The sequence below is a fragment of the Limnobaculum zhutongyuii genome (assembly GCF_004295645.1).
Taxonomy (GTDB): domain Bacteria; phylum Pseudomonadota; class Gammaproteobacteria; order Enterobacterales; family Enterobacteriaceae; genus Limnobaculum; species Limnobaculum zhutongyuii.
The window spans coordinates 2,390,724-2,416,650 of sequence record NZ_CP034752.1; the positions used below are offsets into that span (position 1 = coordinate 2,390,724).

The 25,927-nt window shown below is 45.9% G+C and carries 21 protein-coding genes; 2 read left to right on the forward strand and 19 right to left on the reverse strand.

What is annotated here, in order from left to right; genetic code table 11:
• Positions 1–105 precede the first annotated feature (105 nt).
• From ybgE to sucA, 9 genes are all read right to left on the reverse strand, one after another.
• A complete protein-coding gene (ybgE, locus tag EKN56_RS10650) occupies positions 106–399 on the reverse strand; it encodes a cyd operon protein YbgE (RefSeq protein ID WP_130591767.1) in 294 nt (97 codons plus the stop codon).
• 2 nt (positions 400–401) lie between these two features.
• Entirely contained in the window at positions 402–503 is a 102-nt protein-coding gene (gene cydX / locus EKN56_RS10655) for a cytochrome bd-I oxidase subunit CydX (RefSeq protein ID WP_130591768.1), read from the reverse strand.
• Positions 504–525: 22 nt separating this feature from the next.
• Positions 526–1,665: a cytochrome d ubiquinol oxidase subunit II gene (gene cydB / locus EKN56_RS10660; RefSeq protein WP_130591769.1), complete on the reverse strand. Its 1,140-nt coding sequence runs from the start codon at positions 1,663–1,665 to the stop codon at positions 526–528.
• A gap of 14 nt (positions 1,666–1,679) precedes the next feature.
• The gene (gene cydA, locus EKN56_RS10665; RefSeq protein WP_130591770.1) at positions 1,680–3,251 is read right to left on the reverse strand and encodes a cytochrome ubiquinol oxidase subunit I; all 1,572 of its coding nucleotides are present in this window, start codon (positions 3,249–3,251) and stop codon (positions 1,680–1,682) included.
• A 678-nt stretch (positions 3,252–3,929) separates the two neighbouring features.
• Positions 3,930–5,009, reverse strand: a complete 1,080-nt coding sequence (locus EKN56_RS10670) for a glycosyltransferase family 9 protein (protein WP_130591771.1) — start codon at positions 5,007–5,009, stop codon at positions 3,930–3,932.
• A 277-nt stretch (positions 5,010–5,286) separates the two neighbouring features.
• Complete coding sequence (gene sucD, locus EKN56_RS10675; protein WP_130591772.1) at positions 5,287–6,192, reverse strand: succinate--CoA ligase subunit alpha; 906 nt, start codon at positions 6,190–6,192, stop codon at positions 5,287–5,289.
• Entirely contained in the window at positions 6,192–7,364 is a 1,173-nt protein-coding gene (gene sucC, locus EKN56_RS10680; RefSeq protein WP_130591773.1) for an ADP-forming succinate--CoA ligase subunit beta, read from the reverse strand. Before sucC ends, sucD begins: the two co-directional genes overlap by 1 nt.
• 221 nt (positions 7,365–7,585) lie before the next feature.
• The gene (odhB, locus tag EKN56_RS10685) at positions 7,586–8,812 is read right to left on the reverse strand and encodes a 2-oxoglutarate dehydrogenase complex dihydrolipoyllysine-residue succinyltransferase (RefSeq protein WP_130591774.1); all 1,227 of its coding nucleotides are present in this window, start codon (positions 8,810–8,812) and stop codon (positions 7,586–7,588) included.
• A gap of 13 nt (positions 8,813–8,825) precedes the next feature.
• The gene (gene sucA / locus EKN56_RS10690) at positions 8,826–11,636 is read right to left on the reverse strand and encodes a 2-oxoglutarate dehydrogenase E1 component (RefSeq protein ID WP_130591775.1); all 2,811 of its coding nucleotides are present in this window, start codon (positions 11,634–11,636) and stop codon (positions 8,826–8,828) included.
• Positions 11,637–12,317: 681 nt separating this feature from the next.
• Here sucA and EKN56_RS10695 point away from each other — a divergent pair.
• Entirely contained in the window at positions 12,318–13,619 is a 1,302-nt protein-coding gene (locus EKN56_RS10695) for a citrate synthase (protein WP_130591776.1), read from the forward strand.
• A 757-nt stretch (positions 13,620–14,376) separates the two neighbouring features.
• Here EKN56_RS10695 and nei read toward each other — a convergent pair.
• The 10 genes from nei to EKN56_RS10745 form a co-directional block, all read right to left on the reverse strand.
• Positions 14,377–15,168 carry an endonuclease VIII gene (gene nei, locus EKN56_RS10700; protein ID WP_130591777.1) on the reverse strand — a complete coding sequence of 264 codons (792 nt, stop codon included), beginning with the start codon at positions 15,166–15,168 and terminating at the stop codon, positions 14,377–14,379.
• Between the two features lie 70 nt (positions 15,169–15,238).
• Positions 15,239–15,997, reverse strand: a complete 759-nt coding sequence (locus EKN56_RS10705) for a Nif3-like dinuclear metal center hexameric protein (RefSeq protein WP_130591778.1) — start codon at positions 15,995–15,997, stop codon at positions 15,239–15,241.
• 141 nt (positions 15,998–16,138) lie between these two features.
• Positions 16,139–17,197, reverse strand: a complete 1,059-nt coding sequence (gene fbpC / locus EKN56_RS10710) for a ferric ABC transporter ATP-binding protein (RefSeq protein ID WP_407656479.1) — start codon at positions 17,195–17,197, stop codon at positions 16,139–16,141.
• A 22-nt stretch (positions 17,198–17,219) separates the two neighbouring features.
• Positions 17,220–19,298: an ABC transporter permease gene (locus tag EKN56_RS10715; protein WP_130591780.1), complete on the reverse strand. Its 2,079-nt coding sequence runs from the start codon at positions 19,296–19,298 to the stop codon at positions 17,220–17,222.
• Between the two features lie 65 nt (positions 19,299–19,363).
• Positions 19,364–20,395 (reverse strand): ABC transporter substrate-binding protein, encoded by a 1,032-nt coding sequence (locus EKN56_RS10720; RefSeq protein WP_130591781.1) that lies wholly within the window; start codon positions 20,393–20,395, stop codon positions 19,364–19,366.
• A 64-nt stretch (positions 20,396–20,459) separates the two neighbouring features.
• A complete protein-coding gene (uhpC, locus tag EKN56_RS10725; protein WP_130591782.1) occupies positions 20,460–21,779 on the reverse strand; it encodes an MFS transporter family glucose-6-phosphate receptor UhpC in 1,320 nt (439 codons plus the stop codon).
• A gap of 106 nt (positions 21,780–21,885) precedes the next feature.
• Positions 21,886–23,430, reverse strand: a complete 1,545-nt coding sequence (locus EKN56_RS10730) for an MASE1 domain-containing sensor histidine kinase (RefSeq protein ID WP_456085562.1) — start codon at positions 23,428–23,430, stop codon at positions 21,886–21,888.
• Positions 23,431–24,060, reverse strand: coding sequence for a response regulator transcription factor (locus EKN56_RS10735; protein ID WP_130593670.1), 630 nt, complete (start codon positions 24,058–24,060; stop codon positions 23,431–23,433).
• A 342-nt stretch (positions 24,061–24,402) separates the two neighbouring features.
• Complete coding sequence (locus EKN56_RS10740; protein WP_130593671.1) at positions 24,403–24,603, reverse strand: DUF2517 family protein; 201 nt, start codon at positions 24,601–24,603, stop codon at positions 24,403–24,405.
• Positions 24,604–24,730: 127 nt separating this feature from the next.
• Positions 24,731–25,087 carry a hypothetical protein gene (locus tag EKN56_RS10745; RefSeq protein ID WP_130591783.1) on the reverse strand — a complete coding sequence of 119 codons (357 nt, stop codon included), beginning with the start codon at positions 25,085–25,087 and terminating at the stop codon, positions 24,731–24,733.
• A 390-nt stretch (positions 25,088–25,477) separates the two neighbouring features.
• On the opposite strand from EKN56_RS10745, the gene EKN56_RS10750 reads away from it, so the two are divergent.
• A complete protein-coding gene (locus EKN56_RS10750) occupies positions 25,478–25,906 on the forward strand; it encodes an EamA family transporter (RefSeq protein ID WP_130591784.1) in 429 nt (142 codons plus the stop codon).
• The last annotated feature ends 21 nt before the right edge of the window (positions 25,907–25,927 follow it).

Consider the following 25,927-nt stretch of genomic DNA (forward strand, 5'->3'; position numbering starts at 1 on the left):
CTATACGCAAGAGCAAACCTCTTGGGAATGGGAAGCTGCAGATGAGAGCAAAAATAATTCTCAGTTAGGAAAACTGACCATTATTTTTGCTATATGGAAATGAGCTTATGACAAAAAGTAAGCCAAGCCTGCGATCAAGATCGCAATTGCAGGAAGTGGAGTGAAAACCGCTTTCCAACGAATTCTCCGGGGGCGGAACCCTACCCCATGGATAATCCCGGTGCATATGGCCCACATAATCAGAAAACTTTGCCATATCTCAATGGAACTGGTTTTGGCTGCGAACCGGGCAGGATCCCAGAAAACACAGAACGCCAGTGAAAACGCTAAGATTAAAGAAAGGGCCCGAAACGAGCCCTTATCCATAATAGCGTACAGTTTATTAAACACAGTACCCATTATTATTCGTCTTTATTCCCGTTGTTGGTTTCATACCATACTGCACCGATGATACCACATGCACAGGCAAGCAACGTACCGAGACTCCAGGCAAAATACCACATTGTTTTGCTCCTTATGTTGATATCAATACAGTGAAGCGTGGTTGTCTTCGATATGTTTCTTATCGAGACGACCGAACATTTTCACGTAACTCCAAATCGTATAAATCAGTACGATTGGTACGAAAATCAGCGCAACAAAGGTCATTACTGTCAGAGTCAGGTGACTTGAAGTCGCATCCCACATCGTCAGACTAACGCTTGGGTTAATGTTTGACGGCATGATGAATGGGAACATGGTGATCCCCGCCGTAAAGATAACACAAGCAATGGTCAGTGATGAGAACAGGAATGCCATACCGCCGCTGTTACAACGAGAGCTGATGATGGTCAGTAACGGTAACACCACACCTAACGCAGGCACAGCCCACAGAATCGGATAGTTGTTATAGTTAATCAGCCATGCACCTGCCTGAACAGCAACTTGCTTATTCAGCGGGTCAGACGGAGCGGTATAATCTAATGCCGAGGTTACAACATAACCATCGATACCATAAACCACCCAGGCACCTGCTGCTGCAAAAGCAATCAGTACCACTAAAGCACCAATTTGCGTTGCGGCACGAGCGCGTAAACGCAGCTCAGCAGTCGTCTTCATCTGTAACCATGCTGCACCCTGAGTCACTAACATCATCAGGCTAACTACGCCAGCAACCAGTGCAAACGGGTTAAGCAGTTGGAAGAAGTTACCGGTGTAAGTTAAGTGGGACATGCTGTCGATGTTGAATGGTACGCCCTGTAACAAGTTACCAAACGCCACACCAAACACCAGTGCCGGGACGAAGCTACCAAAGAAGATGCCACCATCCCACAGATTGCGCCAGCGCTGATCTTCAACTTTACCGCGATAGTCGAAACCAACCGGACGGAAGAATAACGCCGCCAGAACCAGAATCATCGCAATATAGAAACCGGAGAACGCAGCGGCATAAGCCTGTGGCCATGCAGCAAACAGCGCACCACCAGCGGTGATCAGCCATACCTGGTTACCATCCCAGTGAGGAGCAATACTGTTAATCATAATGCGACGTTCAGTATTGGTCTTACCGATAATAGGAACAAGGATACCAACGCCCATATCAAAACCATCGGTAATGGCGAAACCTACCAGTAACACGCCAACCAACAGCCACCAGATAAATCGTAATGTATCGTAATCTAACATGTCTGGACTCCTGTTTACCGTGTTTCTTGCGCTAATGCGGCACTGCTTTGTTCAAAATGGTAACGTCCTGTTTTCAGGCTGCTTGGGCCCAGACGCGCATATTTAAACATTAAGTACATTTCCGCAATGAGGAACAGTGTGTACAGTCCGCAAATCAGAATGATTGAGAACCACAGATCACCCGTAGTCAGGTGTGATGTCGCAGCCGCAATTGGCAGAACATCCGCAATCGCCCATGGTTGACGACCATATTCAGCAACGAACCAGCCGGCTTCACAAGCAATCCACGGCAATGGAATACCGTACAGTGCTAAACGAAGCAACCATGGTTTTTCGCCAATACGGTTACGTGCAACGTGGTATACCGCCATGCCGATAATCAGCAGCATCAGGAATCCACAGGCAACCATAATACGGAATGAGAAGTAAAGCGGAGCCACTTCTGGAATGGTGCTGGCAGCAGCGGCTTTAATTTCAGCCTCTGTTGCGTTGTTGATATCTTTAGCTTGCGTATGCAGCAAGATTCCGTATCCCAGATCTTTCTTGGTCTGGTCAAAGGCCTCGCGTACTGCCGGGTCTTTATCCCCTGCACGCAGTTTTTCCAGCATTTGATAAGCAGTAACGCCGTTACGAATACGTAACTCGTTTTCTGTCATCAGATCTTTCAGACCGGTGATTTGTTGATCTAAAGAACGCGTCGCGATAATCCCTAAAGCATACGGAATTTCGAGAGCATAATGGTTCTTCATCTCTTTTTGATCCGGAAGGCTAATGATGTTGAATGCTGCCGGAGCAGGCTGTGTTTCCCATTCAGCTTCAATAGCAGCCAGTTTCACGCGCTGTACATCGCCTAACTCATAACCAGATTCATCACCTAACAGGATAACTGACAGGGTTGAAGCCAGGCCAAAGCAGGCAGCGATAGCAAATGAACGCTTAGCAAATGGCAGATCGCGTTTCTTCAGTAAGTAGAATGCGCTAATGCCAAGAATAAACATCGAACCGGTTACATAACCAGCAGAGACTGTATGAACGAATTTAACCTGCGCAACAGGGTTTAATACCAGCTCCGAAAAGCTGAGCATTTCCATACGCATGGTTTCAAAGTTAAATTCTGATGCAACTGGATTCTGCATCCAGCCGTTTGCCACAAGAATCCACAGTGCAGAAAGGTTAGAACCTAAAGCAACAAACCAGGTTACTGCTAAATGTTGAACCTTACTTAAACGATCCCAACCGAAGAAGAACAAACCGACTAACGTTGATTCCAGGAAGAACGCCATCAGACCTTCAATCGCCAGAGGCGCACCGAAGATATCCCCTACATAATGAGAATAGTAGGACCAGTTTGTACCAAACTGGAACTCCATGGTTAAACCCGTGGCCACACCCAGAGCAAAGTTAATACCGAATAACTTGCCCCAGAATCTGGTCATATCTTTATATATTTGCTTACCTGTCAGCACATATACCGATTCCATGACTGCCAACAAAAACGCCATACCTAACGTTAGTGGGACAAACAGGAAGTGGTACATTGCCGTCAGGGCAAACTGTAATCGTGATAGTTCGACGATATCAAACATCTTGACTCCTTGCTCCTCAGGAAGACAAACGGTAACAACCCAAACTGATGCTGTCCCTGTCGTCTTACACCCATTACTCACCAGAGGTGAATGCCTTAAAAAATCAATTTACATCAATCTGTAAGCAATATTTGTTTCATCAACTATTCTAATAGTCATACAGCGTTTAACTATCTATCCACGCTGAGTCCTGTTGAACATAAACACCTATTAACTTAAACAACCCTATAACACACGTTAAATACTACGCTTCTAATCCCTTACAATAAATAGGTATTTCACAATAAAATCAGAATTGTGAACTCAAATCAAAATCGATATGTAACACACATGCATAAAAATTGATGTAGAACAATTTTCGCTAATTACACCATAGATTTAATATTATTCAATTCCATTTAATTACTATTTTGGCGATTTATACTAAATAAAAAGATTAAAATGCTATAATAAATTAACATAAACACACAATCATAAACATTAAAGCAACATTTGGTGCTTTTCATTAAAAATTGGTGTTCAAATTAATAAGCGACCCTATTGGATAAAAAATAAAATACCAATAGAAAAAGAATAGTAGAGTACGAGGAAACTGCTGCAATCCAACACTGTTATAGCAAGATAGCAGCAGTAAAATTGATATCGTGATTTTACATCCTGTAATACTGAAATAAAAAACTAATCAGCTGATATTATTTCATAAACTCCTTTCAGAATATCATCTGGCTTAATTGATGATAATCCTGAGCCCTCTTCAGCAATCAATACTTTATGTAATGCTAAATCCTGCAATGGTCTGGTACCCGCAGCATGCTTCATGCCCCGAAACATCACAACCGTTGGTGTCTTAACCGCAATCGCTATGTGTAAAGGTCCGGTATCACCAACAACCAGGCATTGAAGAGAAGCTATTTTTTCAACCAGTTGCTTCAAATTTGTTTTTCCGGCTGAATTTATCACTCGTTCGCTAAAGGGAAGTAATAATTGTATTAGCTGATTATTACGTTCAATCTCCCCTAGCCCACCGAGAAGTTCGATATCAACATCAGGAAACTTATCCAGGATCTGTGTGGCGACAATAGCGAATGACTCAATCGGCCAGCATCGTTCTGCAGAAGAGGCTCCCGGATGAATCCCAACTGTTTTTCTATTTTTTTTCTCAGGCGTATATTTAACGGGGATCATCATTTCTACTGAAGGAAAACTGATTCCAATACTCTCCAGTAGCTCTGCTTTTTTGTGGATCAGATGCACATCATTAAACCGTTTATGACCTGGCACTGATAAAAATGGATTAAGATAAAAGGTTGGTCTATCCAAATAATCGTTGTAATACACGTCTTTAATGATAATTTCTGAATTTGCCATCGTTGCTGACACAATGTCATAAGGCGCTCTGGAGTGCCGCAGAAATACCGCATCAAGATGACGACGTCTTAATGCTTTAACTAATTTCAGTAACCCATTCAGCTTACCATCCCAATAGAGGACATCTCTGAACATATCACTGCCTTCAACCAGCAAAGCATTTCGTTGGTGAACAACCATTGTGATATTGGCATCAGGATATCTTTTTCGAATAGCAGCAATTGCTGGCGTATTGAGAAGAAAATCCCCTAATGCGGTAGTTGAAAAAATAGCGATATTCTTTAAATCAGAGATATCAGAAGGTTGTTGATATTTTTTAACCCGAAAGCCAGTGAGCCGATAAGCAGTAATAAAAAGAGCGGCTAACTTCTGCTTTAATAACTTACTCATAACAATCCTTACCATGGACTCTGATAAAAGTTGCAACCGATTATGTTGTCTATAAAAATGAGCCTTACCTCTCAAATCATGGACATTTAGATACAAATATTATTATAAACAATTATATAACTTCAAAAAATAATTATTATAAATAATATAATTTGAGAAATATTCATTGATTTTTATAATAAAAACAACATGATTACCTAAAAAATAATTAATCACAGACAATAAAAAAAGCCGCATAAGCGGCTTTTTACAAACTGTCATGAAGTGACTTTTATTATCAATTCACTTCAGCGGAGATCTTTTTTGCTGCATGGGCTCCCAGCGAAGCTTTAACCGCTTCACCAATGTCTGCCAGACTACGTACAGTACGCACGCCCGCAGCCTCCAACGCAGCAAACTTCTCGTCAGCGGTACCTTTACCACCAGCAATAATGGCGCCAGCATGCCCCATGCGTTTACCTTTAGGCGCCGTTACACCCGCAATATAGCCGATGACCGGTTTGGTAACATGATGCTTGATATAATGAGCCGCTTCTTCTTCTGCAGAACCACCAATCTCACCAATCATTACAATGGCTTCAGTTTGTGGGTCTTGCTCAAACAGCTTCAGAATATCAATAAAGTTAGAGCCTGGAATTGGGTCGCCACCAATACCAACACAGCTTGACTGACCAAATCCAGCATCGGTCGTCTGTTTCACTGCTTCATAGGTCAAGGTACCAGAGCGGGATACGATACCCACATTACCTGGTTTATGAATATGGCCCGGCATGATACCAATCTTGCATGCTCCCGGGGTAATTACACCCGGACAGTTAGGGCCAATCATACGTACGCCCAACTGGTCGACTTTTACTTTTACCGTCAGCATATCCAGAACCGGAATACCTTCGGTAATACAGATGATCAGTTTAATACCTGCTTCAGCCGCTTCAAGGATCGAGTCTTTACAGAATGGCGCAGGGACATAGATAACCGATGCAGTAGCGCCTGTGGCTTCAACTGCTTCACGAACTGTATTAAATACCGGTAAACCTAAATGGGTGGTGCCGCCCTTACCCGGGGTCACGCCGCCAACCAGTTTAGTACCATACTCCAACGCTTGTTCAGAATGGAATGTACCCTGACTGCCGGTAAAACCCTGACAAATGACTTTAGTATCTTTATCTATCAGAATGGACATTATCGAACCTCCCCGGCTGCTACACTGACCACACGCTGAGCAGCATCGGTCAGACTGGCTGCACCAATAATATTCAGACCACTGGCGCTGAGTTTTTTAACACCCAGTTCAGCATTATTACCTTCCAGACGAACAACTACCGGTACGTTAACGCCAACGTCTTCAACGGCACTGATAATACCGTCAGCAATCAGATCGCAGCGAACAATGCCGCCAAAGATATTAACGAAGACCGCTTTTACCTTTTCGTCTGACAGAATGATTTTAAATGCTTCGCTAACGCGCTCTTTAGTTGCACCGCCGCCTACATCAAGGAAGTTAGCCGGTTCGCCACCGTGAAGCTTAACGATATCCATGGTACCCATCGCCAGACCGGCACCATTGACCATACAACCAATATTACCGTCCAGAGCAACGTAGTTTAGCTCCCACTCCGCTGCATGCGCTTCGCGCTCATCTTCCTGGCTCGGGTCGCGCATATCGCGCAGTTCTTGCTGGCGGTATAGCGCGTTGCTATCCACATCCAGCTTACCATCCAGACAGATTAGCTCGCCGGAACCGGTAACCACCAGTGGGTTAATTTCCACCAGAGACAGGTCGCACTGCAGGAACAGATTGCCTAAACCAACAAATATATTGGTAAATTGATTAACCTGTTTACCGGTTAATCCCAGTTTAAACGCCAGTTCTCTGCCCTGATAAGGCATTGGGCCCGTTAATGGGTCCAGCACCATTTTGTGAATCAGATGTGGTGTCTCTTCCGCAACTTTCTCGATTTCAACACCACCTTCTGTTGAAGCCATGAAAACTACGCGACGAGAGCTGCGATCAATAACCGCACCTAAATAAAGCTCGCGATCGATATCAGTAGCCGTTTCAACCAGAATTTGGTTAACCGGTAAACCCGCTGCATCAGTCTGATACGTTGCCAGACGTTGACCTAACCAACGATCGGCAAACTCACGAACTTCTTCTTTAGTCTTAGCCAGCTTTACACCACCGGACTTGCCGCGACCGCCGGTATGTACCTGACACTTAACTACCCAAGGACCCTGACCGATCTTTTCTGCTGCTTCGACCGTTTCCTGTGCCGTGCTACAGGCATAGCCTGTTGGTACCGGTAAGCGATACCGAGCAAAAAGCTGTTTTGCCTGATACTCATGTAGGTTCATGATGTTCTATCCATTATTGTAGGGATTAAAGAACTGCGCCTCTCGACACTAAAGATACCGCTTGCTGAGCGAATACTAAGTTCGAAAACACACTCATTCTGATATGTACTCTCATTACACTTCAGAGAATAGGTACCTATCGTCCTTAATTAGTGTAGCTATGTAGCCACAAATCCCGTGGCTACATATGTGTCGACTTAACGCTTAAACCGGTATAAGACCTAAACGTCTAACAGCAGACGAGTAGGATCTTCCAGCATATCTTTGATTGCCACCAGGAAACTCACCGACTCACGACCATCAATCAGACGGTGGTCATAAGAGAGGGCTAAATACATCATTGGTAAAATCACAACCTGACCATTAACCGCCATTGGGCGATCTTTGATAGCGTGCATACCTAAAATAGCACTCTGAGGTGGGTTAATAATTGGTGTAGACATTAATGACCCGAAAACACCACCGTTAGTAATAGTGAAATTACCTCCGGTTAAGTCCTCTACGGTCAACTTACCATCACGGCCTTTAACCGCGAGATCCTTAATACTTTTCTCAATATCAGCCATGCTGAGCGAATCAACGTCACGTAATACCGGAGTCACCAAACCACGCGGGGTTGATACCGCAATACTGACGTCGAAGTAGTTGTGATACACCACATCTTCACCGTCAATAGAGGCGTTAACTTCAGGGAAACGCTTCAGTGCTTCAACCACCGCTTTCAGATAGAAGGACATAAAACCTAAACGCACACCGTGGCGTTTTTCAAAATCATCACCGTACTGCTTACGCAGATCCATGATGGGTTTCATGTTCACTTCGTTGAAGGTAGTCAACATCGCGGTATTGTTTTTCGCTTCCAGCAGACGTTCCGCGATACGTTTACGTAAACGGGTCATTGGTACGCGTTTTTCACTGCGATGCGATAAAGCACTGCTGTCCGCTTTTTTAGCTTCAGCACTGGCCGCAGGTTTAGCCGCACCGGCTTTCTGTTGAGCAATATGCTGAGTGACATCTTCACGGCTGATACGACCACCAACACCAGAACCTTTAATAGCGTTAGCATCCAGACCATGTTCAGCAATCAAACGGCGAACTGCCGGGCTCAGAGCATCGTTGCTGCCCTCTTCCAGACTGGCAGTCTGGCGTTGAGCTGGCGTCGCTTCTGTTGCCTGAGGCGTAGCGGTAACTTGTTGACCGGTAATATCACCCGGACGTAAACGTCCCAGCAATTGACGAGAGGTGACGGTTGCCCCCTCTTCTTCTACGATGGCATCAAGCACACCGGATTCCAGAGCAGGAACTTCCAGTACCACTTTATCTGTTTCAATCTCAACCAGTACTTCATCACGCTCAACGCTGTCGCCTGGTTTTTTGTGCCACGTCGCAACAGTGGCATCCGCAACGGATTCAGGAAGGTCTGGAACGAGAATGTCTATGTTACTCATTATTTATCCTTATTCATTTTACGTTAAGCGCGTCTTCAACCAGTTTCTTTTGCTGTTCCTGGTGCACGGACATATAACCTACTGCCGGAGAAGCGGATGCAGGGCGTCCGGCATACTTCAGCGTTGCACCTTCAGGGATCACCTCACGGATATTATGCTGGCTACAGTACCAAGCTCCCTGATTTAAAGGCTCTTCTTGACACCAGATAAAATCTTTGACGTGGGCGTAATCCTGTAAAGCATTTTGCATGGCCTGATGAGGGAACGGATACAGCTGCTCGATACGGATAATCGCCACATCGCTTTTTCCACTCGCCCGGCGCTGCTCCAACAGGTCGAAATAAACCTTACCGGAACACATTACCACGCGTTTTACCTGCTTCGGATTCAGATTATCTATTTCACCAATAGCCGGTTGGAATGAACCATTTGCCAGCTCATCCAGCGAAGAGATCGCCAGTGGATGACGCAGTAATGACTTCGGTGACATGACCACCAGCGGACGACGCATACCGCGCAGTGCCTGACGGCGTAACATGTGATAAACCTGAGCCGGTGTGGAAGGTATACAAACCTGAATATTCTGTTCAGCACAGAGTTGCAGGTAACGTTCCAGACGAGCAGAGGAGTGCTCTGGTCCCTGACCTTCATAACCGTGCGGCAACAGCATCACCAGACCGCACATGCGGCCCCATTTCTGCTCACCGGAACTGATGAACTGGTCGATAACCACTTGAGCACCGTTCGCAAAGTCACCAAACTGCGCTTCCCATATGGTCAGGGTGCGAGGATCTGCACTGGCATAACCATATTCGAACGCCAGAACACCCGCTTCACTCAGAACTGAGTCCCATACCTGGAATTCGCTCTGACCGTTATGGATATTAGCTAACGGAATATAGTAGGAGCCATCTTTTTGGTTATGCACCACCGCATGGCGATGGAAGAAGGTGCCACGACCAGAGTCTTCACCAGAAATACGCACCGGTGTACTCTCATCAACCAATGTTGCATACGCCAGATTTTCTGCAGCACCCCAGTCAAATGGCTTCTCGCCTTCTGCCATCAGGGCGCGATCTTCATAAATTTTGGCAACCCGGGGATGCAGCTCAACACTTTCAGGAACCTGACTGATACGGCGGGCCAGATCCTGCAAACGTTTCACTTCAACGGTATTGGCATACTCTTCATCCCACTCGTGATTCAGGTAAGGTGTCCAGGTCATTGAATGGGTGCTCAGTGGGCGCCATTCCTCAACCACACACTCACCACGATCCAGCGCATCACGATACAGGTTCACCATTTCAGTGACTTCTTCAGCAGTAACCACATTATTTTCAATCAGACGGTCGGCATACACCTTACGTGGCGTAGGCTGCTTTCTGATTTTGGTGTACATCATTGGCTGGGTTGCACTTGGCTCATCCGCTTCGTTATGACCATGACGGCGATAACACAGCAAATCGATCATCACATCACGCTTAAAGGTATTGCGGTAATCCAGCGCCAGGCGAGTCACAAACGCCACCGCTTCTGGATCGTCAGCATTAACGTGGAAAATCGGAGCCTGAATCATTTTAGCGATATCAGTACAGTATTCTGTTGAACGGACATCCTGAGGGAATGAGGTAGTAAAGCCGATTTGGTTGTTAATGACGATACGTACGGTTCCACCGACTTCATAGGCGCGAACCTGAGACATATTCAGCGTTTCCTGAACGATGCCTTGTCCAATAACGGCTGCATCGCCGTGGATAGTAATAGGTAGAACCTGATTACTACTGCCAGTGGCATTCAGTCGGTCGCGACGAGCGCGAACAGAGCCAATAACTACCGGGCTTACGATTTCCAGATGCGATGGGTTAAATGCCAGCGTCAGGTGAACACGATTGCCGTCAGTTTCAAAATCAGATGAGAAACCCTGATGGTACTTAACGTCACCGGTGCCAAGATGCTCTTTATGGATACCGGCAAACTCATCAAACAGATCCCCCGGGCGTTTACCCAGCAGATTAATCAACACGTTAAGACGACCGCGGTGGGCCATGCCCAGTACCACTTCTTTGGCATCATTTCTGGCGGCGTGGCGCACCATCTCTTTCAGCATTGGAATCAGCGCATCACCACCTTCCAGCGAGAAACGCTTCGCTCCCGGGTATTTAGCGCCAAGATAACGTTCTAACCCTTCTGCTGCCGTCAGTTCCTGCAGGAAGCATTTCTTTTCTTCTTTACTATAAGTGCCGCGGCCCACTACCGATTCAAGACGCTGTTGGATCCAGCGTTTTTCTTCTGTATTGGTAATGTGCATGTACTCCGCACCAATAGAATCACAATAGGTTTGTTTCAGAGCCTGATAAAGGTCGCTGAGCTTCATGGTCTCTTTACCGATGGCAAAAGAGCCAACGTTAAAGGTTTCCTGCATATCTTCTTCGGTTAAATTATGGTAGGCAGGGTCAAGCTCGAGCACCGGCTCTTTATAACGTAATTTAATAGGGTCAAGATTGGCATTTTGATGGCCGCGGAAACGGAAGGCGTTAATAAGCTGTAGAACTTTAACTTGTTTAGCGTCGTTCTCCGGGTCGCTAACGTTAGAGGTGTAACGTTTGGCATCTTTCGCTAACCGACGGAAATAATCACGGGTGGTTGAATGGAATTGATCCGGGCTTAATACATCAGTAGGCAGTTTATCGAAAATTTTTCTCCAGCTCTCATCGATAGAATCAGGATCCGTCAGATAATCCTCGTAGAGCTGCTCTATATAAGACTGGTTTGCACCAGCAAGGTAGGATGAGTCTAACCAAGTCTTTATTGCGCCGTTCTGCATTATGACCTCTTAAGCTTCATGCTTCAGTATGTGTTGCGACATGAACCCGCTACTCTCTTCTCTAACACGTTGTTACTAAAAGTCGACAAGCTTATTTTAATGAACTGTTAAAAGAGAGTTGTTCGATCCGCTTTTATCCAGCACTGGTAAAACGATTGTTGCTGCTTACAATTGGCACGCATTGCAACGAAATTTGGCACCTCATTACAATCACGTTCCTCTATTAAAACAGATTATCTCTCTGAACATAACCCTTTGTGATATCAATTGTTATGTTCAAAAAATCACTCTTTGCCAGATATCCAACTAACGAGGTACAACCCACTTTTTCTGACTAAAGGTTGCACACCCCGCCCAGGAAGTGTCCATGAGTATAGAAGCCTCATTTTACAAATACAATTCAAATAAAAACAGATTGATAACAATTTACCCAAATAGTGACAACGATCACAATCATAAAAAAACCATTAAAAACAATAAGTTTATGTGAAAGGCATCATCTAATATGTTAAATAAATGCTAACAGAGCATTAAATTGTAAAAAAAAAGTAAAATTACTCTTCACGATGGTCTAAATTTATGCAACTGTATTAGCAAGTTGTTTATAGGAAAGGCAATCGGCGGTTTCACCGCTAACAAATTGCCAGAATCCCTTAACCTGAATTAATTATGGAGACAATCATGGCTGTAGAAAAAAAAGCGACGTTAGTCTTTGATGATGGCAGAAGTATTGAGCTACCCATATTATCAGGTACCCTGGGCGAAGACGTTTTAGACGTAAGAACATTGGGTTCAAAAGGACTGTTTACCTATGATCCGGGTTACCTATCCACCGCGTCCTGTGAATCACAAATCACCTTTATTGATGGTAATGAAGGCGTGCTTTTACACCGTGGTTATCCTATTGCCCAGTTGGCAAAAAACTCAACCTACTTAGAGGTTTGCTACATTCTGATGTATGGTGAAACGCCAACACCAGAACAGTTTGCCACCTTTAAGGAGATTGTTACACGCCATACCATGATTCACGAGCAAATCACCCGTCTGTTCCAGGGTTTCCGCCGTGACTCTCACCCAATGGCTGTACTTTGTGGGGTAACGGGTGCTTTAGCAGCGTTCTATCATGACTCATTAGATGTACATAATGAGCGTCACCGTGAAATCACGGCGTTCCGTCTGCTATCTAAAATGCCAACCGTCGCAGCCATGTGTTACAAGTACTCCGTCGGTCAGCCATTTATTTATCCACGTAACGATCTTTCTTATGCCGGTAACTTCCTGCATATGATGTTTGCGACTCCGTGTGAAGAGTATGTTGTTAACCCGGTTATTGAACGTGCTATGGATCGTATTCTGATTCTGCACGCGGACCATGAGCAAAACGCATCAACTTCAACGGTGAGAACTGCAGGTTCATCCGGCGCTAACCCATTTGCCTGTATTGCGGCGGGTATTGCTTCCCTGTGGGGCCCTGCTCACGGCGGTGCTAACGAAGCCTGTCTGAAGATGTTAGAAGAGATCGGCAGCGTTGACCGTATCCCTGAGTTTATTGAGAAAGCAAAAAATAAAGACGATCCTTTCCGTCTGATGGGCTTTGGACACCGCGTGTATAAAAACCACGATCCACGCGCTACCGTAATGCGTGAAAGCTGCCATGAAGTACTGAAAGAGCTGAACCTTAGCGATGAGCTATTAGATATCGCCATGGAGCTGGAGCATATCGCTCTGAACGATCCGTACTTTATTGAGAAGAAACTTTATCCAAACGTCGATTTCTACTCCGGTATTATTCTGAAAGCCATTGGTATCCCGACCAGCATGTTTACGGTGATCTTTGCTATCGCTCGTACTATCGGTTGGATTGCCCACTGGAATGAGATGTACACCGACGGCATCCGTATTGCCCGTCCACGTCAGCTGTATAACGGTTACACTGAGAGAGAGTTCCACTCTCAGATTCCTAAGCGTCAGGATAAGTCGTAACGTTTTTTAAAATCTTTTTAGTTGGATTGAAAACCCCGAGGTCATCCCTTGGGGTTTTTGTTTGGGATTATGTTGTTTTTGATCGAAAGACCACTGGCTCAGGATTAGTGGGCACGTTTGCATAATCTGGTTCTGAGAATATTCCGGCCGTAATAGCTATGGTGCCCATATTATCTTTGTGCTCGGCCGGAAGACCATCTGTACTCAGCTACAGAGTGCGTCGGGCCTAGGCTGCCTACGGGCACTTCGTTGGCTTACGCCAAGTCGACCCCCACGGCACCCTCTCCCTCCAATTAGCTTCAATTAAAAGGTCTAAAGACAAAGACAAAGACAAAGACAAAGACAAAAAAGACTCAGGGCAACGCCCTGAATACTAAACAATCTTTTGACCTTAATCTTTTGACCTTAATCTTTTGACCTTTAAGAGCACTGGAATTCAGCCGACAACTGAATGAGGGTAGCACGCCGAACATGGATGTTCGGCGAGGCGCAGCGACGTAGGGAGCGGCTCTGCGCCGGTGCGTAAGCCCGAGTGAAGGCGGAGGGAAGTCGCCGCCAGGCGACCTGGATTCGTGTGCGAAGGCGCGGGAGTGCAGAGGGCATTCGCCCTAATGCCCTCTGCTCGGCCGCCGCACGATAGCCGCGCAAAACACAACACTATTTGCGGACGAAACCTTCTCAATACCCCATCAGGTTTCACCATTCCACAAAATTGGTTATACCTGAGAGCCTAAATCTCCCTACGGGTATAACCCTATCACTCCTGACACCCACCACAATAATAAAACGGCCTCGATGACAGCGCCGTCTTCTGAATCACTGCCCCACATCTTTCGCATGCCAGACCTTCTCTGGCAAACACATGAAACTCAAACAACGCGCCGTGATGATGGTCAGGATTCACTTCTCCCCGCGTCTGATAAGAAAGCCGTGGAATAGAAATCAAAGCGTGAGCTAACTTATCCAGTTGCAACTCAGTGAGTGATTCGGGCTTATGATGAGGAAGCAACTCCGCCGCCCACAGGATTTCTGCACGTAAATAGTTACCTAACCCGGCGAGAAAAGCCTGATCCAGTAACATGCCACCCAGTTGTCTGCGACGGAATCCTTTGTCCAACAGGCGAGCGCGAATATCTGCTTTCGTTAGCGTCATATCCAATACATCAGGACCAATACGCTGTAAAAATGGATGTTGAAGAATAGCCTCAAGTGGCCCCAGTTCAATATCTGAGGCGCTGTAAAGCAAAATGGCTTTATCCGCCGTTTCCAACGCTACTCGTAAATCTCGTTTAGTGTCAGGCCGTTTACCCGCTTCTGCGACTTTCCAGAGGCCATACAGTTGATTATGGCTGTACATACACAAGCCAGAGGAAAAATGGGTTAATAACGCTTTGCCTCTGGTTTCGATGAAAGTCACGGTTTGCCCAACCAGCAGCGCTTCAAATACTTTCAGTTCGGGGAAGGCAAACCAGGCGGAAGTCAGTACTTTTCCTTCCACGGCATCCACTAATTTATCCGCTGCCCGGCGAATTTCAGGTCCTTCCGGCATATCAACTCCTTAAAACAAAGATGCCCTGCATAAATAGCGCAGAGCATCGTTAAGTCATATTTGTTATTGATTAAACCGGATTATCAATATCAATAAAGGTCACATCAAACTGGTGATGCTCTGCCAGCCACTCACCAAGGGCTTTAATACCATATCGTTCAGTTGCATGATGACCCGCTGAATAGAAATGTATACCCATTTCTCTGGCTATATGAATAGTACGCTCAGAAACTTCGCCGGTAATATAGGCATCATATCCATGATCTGTTGCCTGTTTAATATAGTCCTGTGCGCCACCAGTACACCAGGCTATGCGACGAATTTCAGCCGGGGCATTATCGCCACAGTGAAGAGGCGTGCGGCCTAAACGATGAGTGATTCGTTCAGTCAGCTCACTGCTGGTCATTGGGCTATCCAATTGACACTGCCAGATTAAACAATCAGGACTAAGCGGATCTAACGAACTGGTGTGATGAAAACCCAATACTTCACCCAGCAGTGCGTTATTACCCAGTGTCGGATGCCCGTCCAGCGGGAGATGATAACCAAACAGGTTAATATCATGCTTCAACAGAGTCTTTATACGTTTATGCATCATACCGGTAATAACTGGCTCATCGTTCTTCCAGAAATAACCATGGTGAACCAATACGGTATCCGCGTTAAGTTCAACCGCTGCATCCAACAATGCCTGACAGGCGGTCACTCCGGTCACTATGCGTTTAACCTGAGTGCGCCCTTCTACCTGCAATCCATTCGGAGCGTAATCGCGAAACTGTCTGATTTTCAGCTCATCGTTCAGCAAGCGTTCTAATTCTCTGTTCAGCATGATGACCTCTTTAAATCAAAAATAATTATGCAGGTAATAGCAGCCCTGCATGATTTTCCAAAGTATATCCGTTTTTAAACGAATTTAATGCGCTGAAAATTACTCAGGCCCCGAAGGGCCTGAACAGATAGCATTGATAAATCACTCCTCCGGTAAAATAAACATACCGTGAGGATGAATATGCAGATAGTAATGGTCTCCGGCAGAGGGTTCAAGCTGTGTCGCATTTACCTGCAACAATAACGTTTGCCCGTGCCAGTTAACTGTCACCTCATACTGCGGTCCCATATAGGCAACGCTTACCACCTGACACTTTTGACTATCCAGCCCATCACGTACTAACGCAACGGCTTCCGGCCTGACACCGACAGTGTAATGACCAGTGGCTTGCCCAAACTCTTTGGGCTTTGGCACCACATAACCGAATACGTCGACACTATCTGCCATCAGGGTTGCCGGGAAGATGTTGGCATCCCCCATAAAGTTAGCCATAAAGCGTGAAGCCGGTTGGCGATAAAGTTGCTTTGGCTCACCAAGCTGCATGATCTTACCTTTGTTCATAACCAGTACCGTATCCGATACGGCAAAAGCTTCGCTCTGGTCGTGGGTTACATACAAAGAGGTAATATTGAACTGTTGCTGAAGCTCGCGAATTTTATCCCGCATACTGCGACGCAAGTTAGCATCAAGGTTACTCAATGGTTCATCAAACAGCAGTACTTTTGGTTTCAGAATCAGTGCCCGGGCTAAAGCAACACGCTGCTGCTGACCACCAGAAATCTGGTCAACAAAGCGATCTTCAAACCCTTCCAGATCGACCAACGTCAGGGCTTCTTTCACCCGCTGACGAATTTCATCCGCAGGCAAACGCAGCATTTTCAGACCATAGCCAATATTATCCCCCAGCGATAAGTGAGGAAACAACGCATAGGACTGGAACACCATACAGATATCCCGCTGCTGAATGGCTCGGTCAGTGACATCTTCACCATCAATAAAAATCTGCCCTGAGGTTGGTTTTTCTAATCCGGCCACCAGACGAAGAATGGTGGTTTTACCACAGCCAGAAGGTCCGAGTAGCGTCACCAGATTTCCCTGAGGTATTGACAGATTCAGCTCATCAATCACGGTGTTCTTACCGAAGCTCTTATTGATGTTCTTCAGTTCTACAAAGTTGGTTTTAGACAGTTGATTGGTCATATTCAATGTATCCATTCCGTGATTAATCGGCGTTCTTGGCTTTTGAACGGGCAATACGGGCTTCACCAACCAGATAGTCAAATATCAGGATGATAGCCAACATAACCACAATCAAAATAGAACCGTAGGCAATAGCAATCCCATATTCACCATCCTCTACACGGTTAAGAATGTAGGAGGTTGCTACCCGGGTATCCGGCGTAACCAGGAAAATAATGGCGCTGACGGTCGTCATGGCACGCACAAAGCTATAAATCAGTGCTGACAGAATCGCCGGACGCAACAGCGGCAACAGAATATAGATAATGGTACGCAACGATCCGGCCCGCAGGCTGAGGGAGGCTTCATCCAGTGATTTATCCAACTGCCCTAATCCTGCAATACCGGCACGGATACCCACCGGAACGTTACGCATCACCATCGAGATAACCACAATGACGGCTGTTCCTGTCAGATAAACCGGAGCGCTGTTGAAGGCCAGAATATAGGAAACACCTGCAACGGTTCCCGGTACGGCAAAGCACAGCATGGTAATAAACTCGATAGTTTTCTTACCGTGAAACTGCTGGCGTACCACAATATAGGCAATCAGCAAGCCAAAGAAGGCAGTAATTGGCGCGGCAATACCAGCGAAAATCAGGGTATCAATCAATGATGGCCATGCTCCGTCACTAAAGCCTTGTCCAAACAGTTTAACGAAGTTTTCCAGCGTTAATGTATAGTCCACACCCCAATTAACCGTAAAGCTACCGTAGAAGATGCTGCCGTACAGCAGAACGTTAAAGGCAATCCACAGGTATAGCGTCAGAGAGATCCCCCACTGCAGCGTTGGCGGCAGCGGCTGTACATCACCGCGTGAGAACTTACCGGAAATGGTGACGTAAGAACGCTTACCAATCCACATGTACTGGATGCAGAAAACAAACAGGGAGAACAGCAGCAAGATAGCACCAAGCGTACTGGCTGCCGGATAATCCAACTGAGCACCGGTAATATAGAAGTAGATCTGTGTTGCCAGGACGTCGAAGTTACCACCCAAAACTAATGGGTTACTAAAATCCGCCAGTGACTGCACGATGACAATCAGGAATGAGTTTGCCAACGCCGGTTTCAACAGTGGTAAAAATACCCGATAGAAAGTTTGATAGCGATTAGCACGCAGAGTATAAGACGCTTCTTCTAACGATGGATGAATCGTCTTGATGGCACCATCAAGAATCATAAATGACATTGGAGTAAACGCCAGCACCTGAGCAATCCAGATCCCGGTAAAACCATACAGCCAGTTAGTGTTTTCCAGCCCCATATAAGTCACCATCCAGTTGGTAACATAGCCGGAGCGCCCCATCATCAGGGTAACCCCCAGCCCGACCACAAATGGAGGGGTAACAATAGGCAGAATAGAGAAGATACGGCTAACAAATGCAGAGCGTTTAGCGATACGCGTAGTGTAAATGGCACACACCAGACCAAAGAAGGTACAACCCGCACCAACGGCGGCAGCTAGCCCGATAGAGTTGATAATGACTTCTACCGTATGGGACTGGGTCAGTAATTGAATAAAGTTTAGCGGCGCAAAAGCACCACTGTCGTCTTTGAACATCGGTACAAAAATAGCGATGCTTGGAAACAGAATAAATACGGTAATCAGCGCGACGATGGCCACCAGCGAGCCCATCACAAAGCGATCGCCGCCCATCCACTCCATACGCACACAGGCTAAAGTAATGATGGCACCCAGTGCAAAAAACAGCGGCACCGTAGCCCAACCTAAACCTTGCTGTGTCCACCAGGACGTAGCGATAGTTAACAGAACACAAAACAGCGCATAACCAGCATCAAACAGATGACGACCGCGATGTTCCTGAGACAGGGGTGAAACAGGACGAATAAACAGCAGCAGTGGTGGTAAAAACCACAGCCAGCCAATCCCGCCGCTGTGCCAGGCATAGCTGGTTAATAACTCATCAGAAGTTGACTCAAACAGGCCATAATCCAGAGTGTAAGCCGGTAATAGTGCGAAAGAAGCAACTATCAGCAGTAACCAATAGAATACAGGATCCCATACACGACGAGCGTGCAGAGTTAGCGATTGTGACATAACGCGACCTCAGTAGCGGTGAAAAGGCTGTAGCCACTGCTACAGCCATTAAGACGTGATGAGGTTTATTGCCCCATTTTCACTTCATTCAGCCACTTCGAGATCAGCGTTTTACGCATATCTGAAGCACCATACTTATCCATGTCGTACTTGATTAGGTTCAGTTCGCTTAATTTTAGTGAATTTGGTGCCGGATCCGCCGTCAGGTTGGTCAGGATTTGGTAAGACTGCCCTTTCTTCCATGACAGTTCCTGAGCCTCTTTAGACAGCGACCAGTCAACGAACAGTTTGGCGTTTTCCAGATTACGGGCATTTTTGAGAATACTGACACCGCCAATTTCATAGCCGGTACCTTCACAAGGAGCTACCAGTTTAATTGGCGCACCCTTCTCAATTTCCAGCGCATAGTCATGGAGGAAACCAATACCAATAGTGGCTTCACCGCGTGCGGCGTTACGCGCCGGAGCGATACCAGACTTGGTGTATTGTGAAATATTAGTATTCAGCTGTTTCAGGTAATCAAACGCTTTGTCCTCACCCCATAGCTGAGTGAAGGTTGCCAGTGCGGTATAAGCGGTACCTGAGCTTTGTGGATCGGCAATTTGAATTTCGCCTTTATAAGCAGGATTGGTCAGATCGCTCCAGCACTTCGGCTCCGGCAGGTTTTTCTCTTTCAGACGATCGGTATTGACGCCATAACCAAGAATACCGATATAAATCGCCGATGAGTAGTTGCCTTTACGGGTAGCTGGGTCCTGGAACTGTGGCATCAGTTGGGCCAGATTTGGAGATTTGTACGGCTGCAGCAGATCCATTTCACCCGCTTGTGAATGTGGATCCAACGTACCGCCATACCAAACATCTGCCTGCGGGTTTTTCTTTTCCGCTTCAATTTTTGCCAGCGTACTGCCAGAACCGTTACGGATAAAAGAGGTTTTCACATCATATTTTTCACCAAACGCCTTGGCCTCTTCTTCACACATCGAGTTCATAGCGCTGCAATAAATTACCAGACGACCTTTAGCCATAGCGCCGGTAGCCAGAGTCGCGACGGCCAGACCAGTTGCAATAAGAACAGACAGGGTACTTTTTTTCATTATCCAGATCCTTGTGTTGTTTTCAGATGACGAATGAGCCATACAACTTGTCATTTTTGGTTTACTAAGGTGTTTCGGTGGTACGAGATGCCGAAACATTAAAATCATTCTTCGCCACACCCAGCATCAGCAAAGGCATCAGCAACATACCTATTAACGCGGTGGCCAGCGTCAACAGGGTAAAAAATCCCGACCAGCTATAAAAATGTAATACCTGAGCCAACGGCCACCCAGCCAGTGCTGCCCCCACATAGGCAAAAATGCCTAAAAAACCGGTGACGGTTCCGGCAGCATCTTTATGGGTGTATTCCGTCGCTGCCAGACCAATTAACATTTGTGGTCCAAAAACAAAGAATCCCACACCGAAAAAACCAATCGCCAGCAGTCCGTAATGGTGAATCGGTGACAGCCACAGGCACGTCATGGTGGTAAACAGACCAATACTAAACAGTAAGATCATTGGCGCTCTCTGTCCCCTGAACAGTAAGTCCGATCCCCATCCGGCAAACAACGCTCCGGCAAGCCCCCCCAGTTCAAACAGCGAGAGCGTCATATTGGCATTCAGTAAGCCAATACCATGACTCTCCGCCAGCCAGATATTGCCCCAGTCGTTTAACGCGATCCGTACCAGATAAACCAATATGTATGAAACACCTAACAGCCAGATGGTCGGGTTAAACAAAATAGCCCGCCGAAAAATCACTAAAATAGGTGCCGGTGGGCTGGACTGCTCCTGCCGAATCTCCAGTGGATCATGAAACCACTGCCCCACGGAAGGTAATCCTTGTTGTTCGGGGCTTTCATATAGCTGTTGGCAGAGCCAAAGGCCCAACGCAATACCAATACATCCCGGCACCAGCAGTGCAGCCTGCCAGCCATATTCCATCGCTAACCAACCACAAAGTAGCGGTACTGCGGCGCCACCCAAATTGATCGACATATTCCAGCACCCCCACCAGAATCCTCGTTCTTTACGGGAATACCAGCGGGTCAACAATTTCGCACAGGGTGGCCATCCCCAGGCCTGAAAAAAACCATTAAGCATCCAGATTAACAACAGCGCCGATAATGAATAACTGAAGGCAAACAGGATATTTAGCAGCCCGGTGATAACCAGTCCTGCTCCCATAAACCAGCGCATATTGCGACTATCGTTTAACATTCCGCAGGCAAATTTAGAGATACCGTAGGCCAGATAAAACAGGGTTCCCATCAGGCCAATATCATCTTTGGTCAAACCTAGTTCCAGCTGCATCACAGGCATCGCGAAGTTGGCACTTTTGCGCGTCATATAAAACGCGGCATAACCGATAATCATCGACATCATCAGTCGGGGCCGCCAGTAGCGGTAACGCTGTTCTATCTGTGCATCCGTCAATGACATAGTGAGCCTCGGTGCCCCTCGATTAATTTGAAGTGTAGATAAACGCAGCAGAAAATGAATGAGACAAGGGTTTAAGCAACTAGGAAAAATTCCTAATTAGAGGTCTTTATTTATCGAATTTGTGGGGGAGGTTAACAGTTATGCAAGTTCCTTCCTGACGGGAGAGCACCCAGTAACCGCCCAAAGCCCTTACTCGCTCTTCTATACCACGTAAACCAAAGCCTCCGCCGGTTTGTTCAGGCATACCAATACCATCATCTTTAACTATCAGGGTCATCATTTGATTATCTCCCTGATGGAGTGATACCCGAATAGTTTTAGCCTGAGCATGTTTATTAATGTTATTCAACAGTTCCTGCACCAGACGGTAGAAAGTAAATATCGCGGTGTCGCTGAGCAGCCGATCGTTCAACTGATAATTCAGTTCAAACTCAATACCCCGCTCAGCAAACGAAAATTCCTGAGCCAAATGGATCAACGCATCTTTCAGAGACATCTCATCCAGGACTGGGGGCCGAAGCTGATGCAATAGCTGTCGGGTAGCCTGATGAATGCGCTGAGACAGGTGAGTTATCTTTTGCACCGACTGTAGGGAAATCGGTGAATCGGTAGTTTTGTTAACAATCGCCGCCTGAATCTGAATCGCCGTAATGTTCTGCCCTATTTCATCATGGAGTTCCCGGGCAATGTCTTTACGAACTTGTTCTTCTGTGTGCACCAATCGTTCAGTCAATTGCCGACGGGTATCCAGCTCTCGTTCCAGCTGGTTACGGTAACGCTCCAGACGTTCCACCAATTGCTGCTGACGGCTAACCGCAATACCTAACCCCAGGCTGAGTAATGCCTGAATAGATAGAAACAATTTCAGCTCCATTGGGTTGTATTCAGAACCGCTGGCGTGGCGAGTGGCGATTAGCAATACGCTACCCAGCAACGTAGCCAGAACACCACCTTGCCAGCCAAAGCGATAGGCCATAAATACGTTAGGTAAAAAGATAAAGATCAGCAGTAATCGCTCTATTTCTGGCGTTAGCATTAGCTGAATACTGATTCCAATGGCAAAAAATAACGAACACCAAATCAGTAAAGACGTACGCAACGGCGGTGTAATATGTTCTGTGGGCAGCAGAGTTTGTAAATTCTGCTGTTTCAGATATTCATATAACAAATAGATAAACGGCGTCAGTAATACCCCACCGGTAAAGGTGGTCAGTAACATTTCAGACAGTGAAACATCCAGCCAGTGAACCAGACACACGGTATTCAGAATAGTGCTCCCCATTACCGCTGCCAGCAACATAAGTAATTTTTGCCAGTAAAGGGTGAAATAGCGCCAGAAACGGCGGGCAACCAGAGCAACGATAAGCGACAAACAGGGAGAAGCCAGCAGAACATAAGTATCCAGCAATTTTTCATACTGTAACCAGCCAATAATCAGACAGGCCGACAGCATGACCACCGGAAAATATCGTCTGGAGATCAAAATCAGCAGCGTTAATGTCCATGCCTGAGGAAACATCAATACCGCCAGTTGAGCATCCGCATTCAAATAGAAGCTGATCCCCCACAGCGCAACCCATCCCAGCGTAAAGCTGAGCATCACAAACAGGTTTAGCCCTGTGGAGTGAAGCGCTTCCAGTCGCGATACCATCTATTTTTCTGCCAGTAGCTGATGTTCAAGAGCAAAGTGAACCAGCTCAATAATGCTATCGCACTCCAGCTTTGCCAGCACGTTAGCCCGGTGTACGTGGACTGTTTTATGGCTCAGGGATAATTTCTCCCCGATCTCTTTTGCACTTAAGCCAACAATCAGCAGATCAAAAATCTCTTTTTCCCGCGGCGTCAACATTTGCAGCTCTTTGGGAATGGTAGCCGTCTGACGTAATGCCTGTAGTGCATCAGCACAAAGATAAAAACCACCACCATGCACAGCACGTATCGCTCTCACCAGCTCTTCTGGCCCACAGCGTTTGGTCAGATAGCCAGACGCACCAGCATCTACCGCATTTTTCACAAAAGCGTTGGTATCATAAATACTGAGAAAAATAGCGCGAAAACCAGGACGAACCTGACGAATCCGTCGTAATAAACTCAAACCGCTTTCATCCGGCATGGAAATATCCAGAATGGCAATATCACACCCCTCTTTCAACAAATGGGGCCATGCCTGTGCGGCGGAATTGTATTCCCCGACGATGCGGATGTCCTCTTCCAGTGAGAGTAACTGCGCAAATCCGGAGCGCACCACAATATGGTCATCAATCAGAGCAATATTAATCATATCTGCATGGTCAGTGTGAAATAGGGAGATAATGTTCATTATTCTCCACGATAGCAAACGCTGAAAATCAAAAGTGTTAAGATGGTGAATAATTTTATGGTTGTCCCCGCGCTTTATCCAATGATGAAACGAGTCACCTGATTTGAATGTGTTTTGTTTAGATTTTTTGTTAACCAAATGCCCGATAATTTTTTATTTTATTAACATCGGTAAATATTTCTTTCGCCAGAGAAGTATCGAATCAGTAACCGCAGTAAATAATTAAACCACAGACACAAAAAAATAATGCCCTGATAAAATATCAGGGCATTATTTTTGCTATAAAGAAATCACGACATTGACTTAATAAAAGTCTTTAGGTGCTTTTTCAGCCAAAGATAACCAGACCGGTTTAGTACTGGTTTTACTCCACACCCGATGTAAATAGCTGTAGTAACGACTCTTATCACTGCGAAATGCCATAAACGGCAGTATGATAATGGTTAGCAACACTACGCCTGTACGACGTAATAAAATACGGTAGAGTGGATACCTCCGATACATCATTACTTGCCCCTCCCCTTATTTAATGACAGCAACTTACCCGTGGTGAAGAATCACCGATTAATTGTGTTTTATATTACGCCATAATAACTACACTTTCAACTGGTCCGATCAGTTTAATAAGCAATTAATTGGCTATCCGCCAGACTTCTTCCATCTTATTACTTTCCGTCGTGGGTAATGGAATTAGCGCCAGAAAATAAACGTGTGGCAGCTTGTTCAAATAGATAATCAACCAGCCATTTTCACTCCATTCTCTTAGCTCATTGCAATTAAAACGCCTGGCTAACTGCCACCTCAGCCGCTGATTATCACTGTTAGTTGCCACACGATTAAGAAATAGCCGTCCCTGGCATGGGTATCGTGCAATATCAGGCAATACTGACTTCTGTATCCAGTGAACGCTGACGATTGATTGATTAACAGCCTCGGTCAACATGTCAATAAACTGGTGGGTGAAATGTAATTGGTACCATTGAGACATAATGACTCCCCCGGCTATCGCTTAATAAGCCGCCCTTTTAATTTTTTCTGTAGCACAACTCTGGAAGCGCTAATGTCATCCATCCCTTTCAGAGCTGCCTGCAATGCCGAATTATGCAAATTCTGGTAAAAATGACTCTGAATAAACCGTATTTGATGGCTAACGTCCTGTCCCTTTTCCACAACAATCTCCTGATGTAAATGACTTGTGCAAATAACATAATCAGCTAATTTCAGCTTCACCAGCGACAACCAACAAAATTGCGCAATGCATTCAGATAATGCTAATCAGCATTGGTTTTATTATTCAGAAGCTTGTGTGTTATTGAGAATTAGTCGTAATATCAGTTAACTATTTCTGTCTATCTCATCTGACATTGAAGGATTAACAATGAGTACCTGGCTAATCTACGCATTGCTCTCGGCTATCACCGCTTCACTGGTGGCGATTTTTGGCAAAATCGGTTTACAACATCTGGATGCCAATACGGCAACCGCCATTCGTTCTATCGTTATGGCACTGTTTCTGGTTGGCGTAGTCGTCGTTCAGGGAAAACTCGACATGATTGGCGAGATTATGGCCGACCGTAAAGCGCTATTCTTTATTGTTCTTAGCGGTGTTGCGGGTGCCTTATCCTGGCTGTTCTATTTTATGGCTATTAAGAATGGTACCGTCTCTCAGGTGGCCCCGATAGATAAACTCAGCGTGGTATTTGCCGTTATTCTGGCGGTGATCCTGTTTGGTGAAAAGGTGACATTACTTACCGGTGTTGGTATTGGCTTAATATCTGTCGGTGCTCTGCTGGTCGCTTTAGGATAGGTATTCCCAATCGTCAGATAA

What these genes read in the sequence shown, in the direction of transcription:
- nei (WP_130591777.1), bottom strand. Translation starts at nt 15,168, where the DNA reads ATGCCGGAAGGACCTGAAATTCGCCGGGCAGCGGATAAATTAGTGGAT.
- EKN56_RS10705 (WP_130591778.1), bottom strand. Translation starts at nt 15,997, where the DNA reads ATGCTGAACAGAGAATTAGAACGCTTGCTGAACGATGAGCTGAAAATC.
- sucD (WP_130591772.1), bottom strand. Translation starts at nt 6,192, where the DNA reads ATGTCCATTCTGATAGATAAAGATACTAAAGTCATTTGTCAGGGTTTT.
- EKN56_RS10735 (WP_130593670.1), bottom strand. Translation starts at nt 24,060, where the DNA reads ATGATTAATATTGCTCTGATTGATGACCATATTGTGGTGCGCTCCGGA.
- sucC (WP_130591773.1), bottom strand. Translation starts at nt 7,364, where the DNA reads ATGAACCTACATGAGTATCAGGCAAAACAGCTTTTTGCTCGGTATCGC.
- EKN56_RS10670 (WP_130591771.1), bottom strand. Translation starts at nt 5,009, where the DNA reads ATGAGTAAGTTATTAAAGCAGAAGTTAGCCGCTCTTTTTATTACTGCT.
- fbpC (WP_407656479.1), bottom strand. Translation starts at nt 17,197, where the DNA reads ATGACCAATCAACTGTCTAAAACCAACTTTGTAGAACTGAAGAACATC.
- EKN56_RS10730 (WP_456085562.1), bottom strand. Translation starts at nt 23,430, where the DNA reads ATGGTATCGCGACTGGAAGCGCTTCACTCCACAGGGCTAAACCTGTTT.
- EKN56_RS10750 (WP_130591784.1), top strand. Translation starts at nt 25,478, where the DNA reads ATGAGTACCTGGCTAATCTACGCATTGCTCTCGGCTATCACCGCTTCA.
- EKN56_RS10720 (WP_130591781.1), bottom strand. Translation starts at nt 20,395, where the DNA reads ATGAAAAAAAGTACCCTGTCTGTTCTTATTGCAACTGGTCTGGCCGTC.
- EKN56_RS10695 (WP_130591776.1), top strand. Translation starts at nt 12,318, where the DNA reads ATGGCTGTAGAAAAAAAAGCGACGTTAGTCTTTGATGATGGCAGAAGT.
- EKN56_RS10740 (WP_130593671.1), bottom strand. Translation starts at nt 24,603, where the DNA reads ATGTATCGGAGGTATCCACTCTACCGTATTTTATTACGTCGTACAGGC.
- sucA (WP_130591775.1), bottom strand. Translation starts at nt 11,636, where the DNA reads ATGCAGAACGGCGCAATAAAGACTTGGTTAGACTCATCCTACCTTGCT.
- cydX (WP_130591768.1), bottom strand. Translation starts at nt 503, where the DNA reads ATGTGGTATTTTGCCTGGAGTCTCGGTACGTTGCTTGCCTGTGCATGT.
- ybgE (WP_130591767.1), bottom strand. Translation starts at nt 399, where the DNA reads ATGGGTACTGTGTTTAATAAACTGTACGCTATTATGGATAAGGGCTCG.
- odhB (WP_130591774.1), bottom strand. Translation starts at nt 8,812, where the DNA reads ATGAGTAACATAGACATTCTCGTTCCAGACCTTCCTGAATCCGTTGCG.
- cydA (WP_130591770.1), bottom strand. Translation starts at nt 3,251, where the DNA reads ATGTTTGATATCGTCGAACTATCACGATTACAGTTTGCCCTGACGGCA.
- EKN56_RS10715 (WP_130591780.1), bottom strand. Translation starts at nt 19,298, where the DNA reads ATGTCACAATCGCTAACTCTGCACGCTCGTCGTGTATGGGATCCTGTA.
- cydB (WP_130591769.1), bottom strand. Translation starts at nt 1,665, where the DNA reads ATGTTAGATTACGATACATTACGATTTATCTGGTGGCTGTTGGTTGGC.
- uhpC (WP_130591782.1), bottom strand. Translation starts at nt 21,779, where the DNA reads ATGTCATTGACGGATGCACAGATAGAACAGCGTTACCGCTACTGGCGG.
- EKN56_RS10745 (WP_130591783.1), bottom strand. Translation starts at nt 25,087, where the DNA reads ATGTCTCAATGGTACCAATTACATTTCACCCACCAGTTTATTGACATG.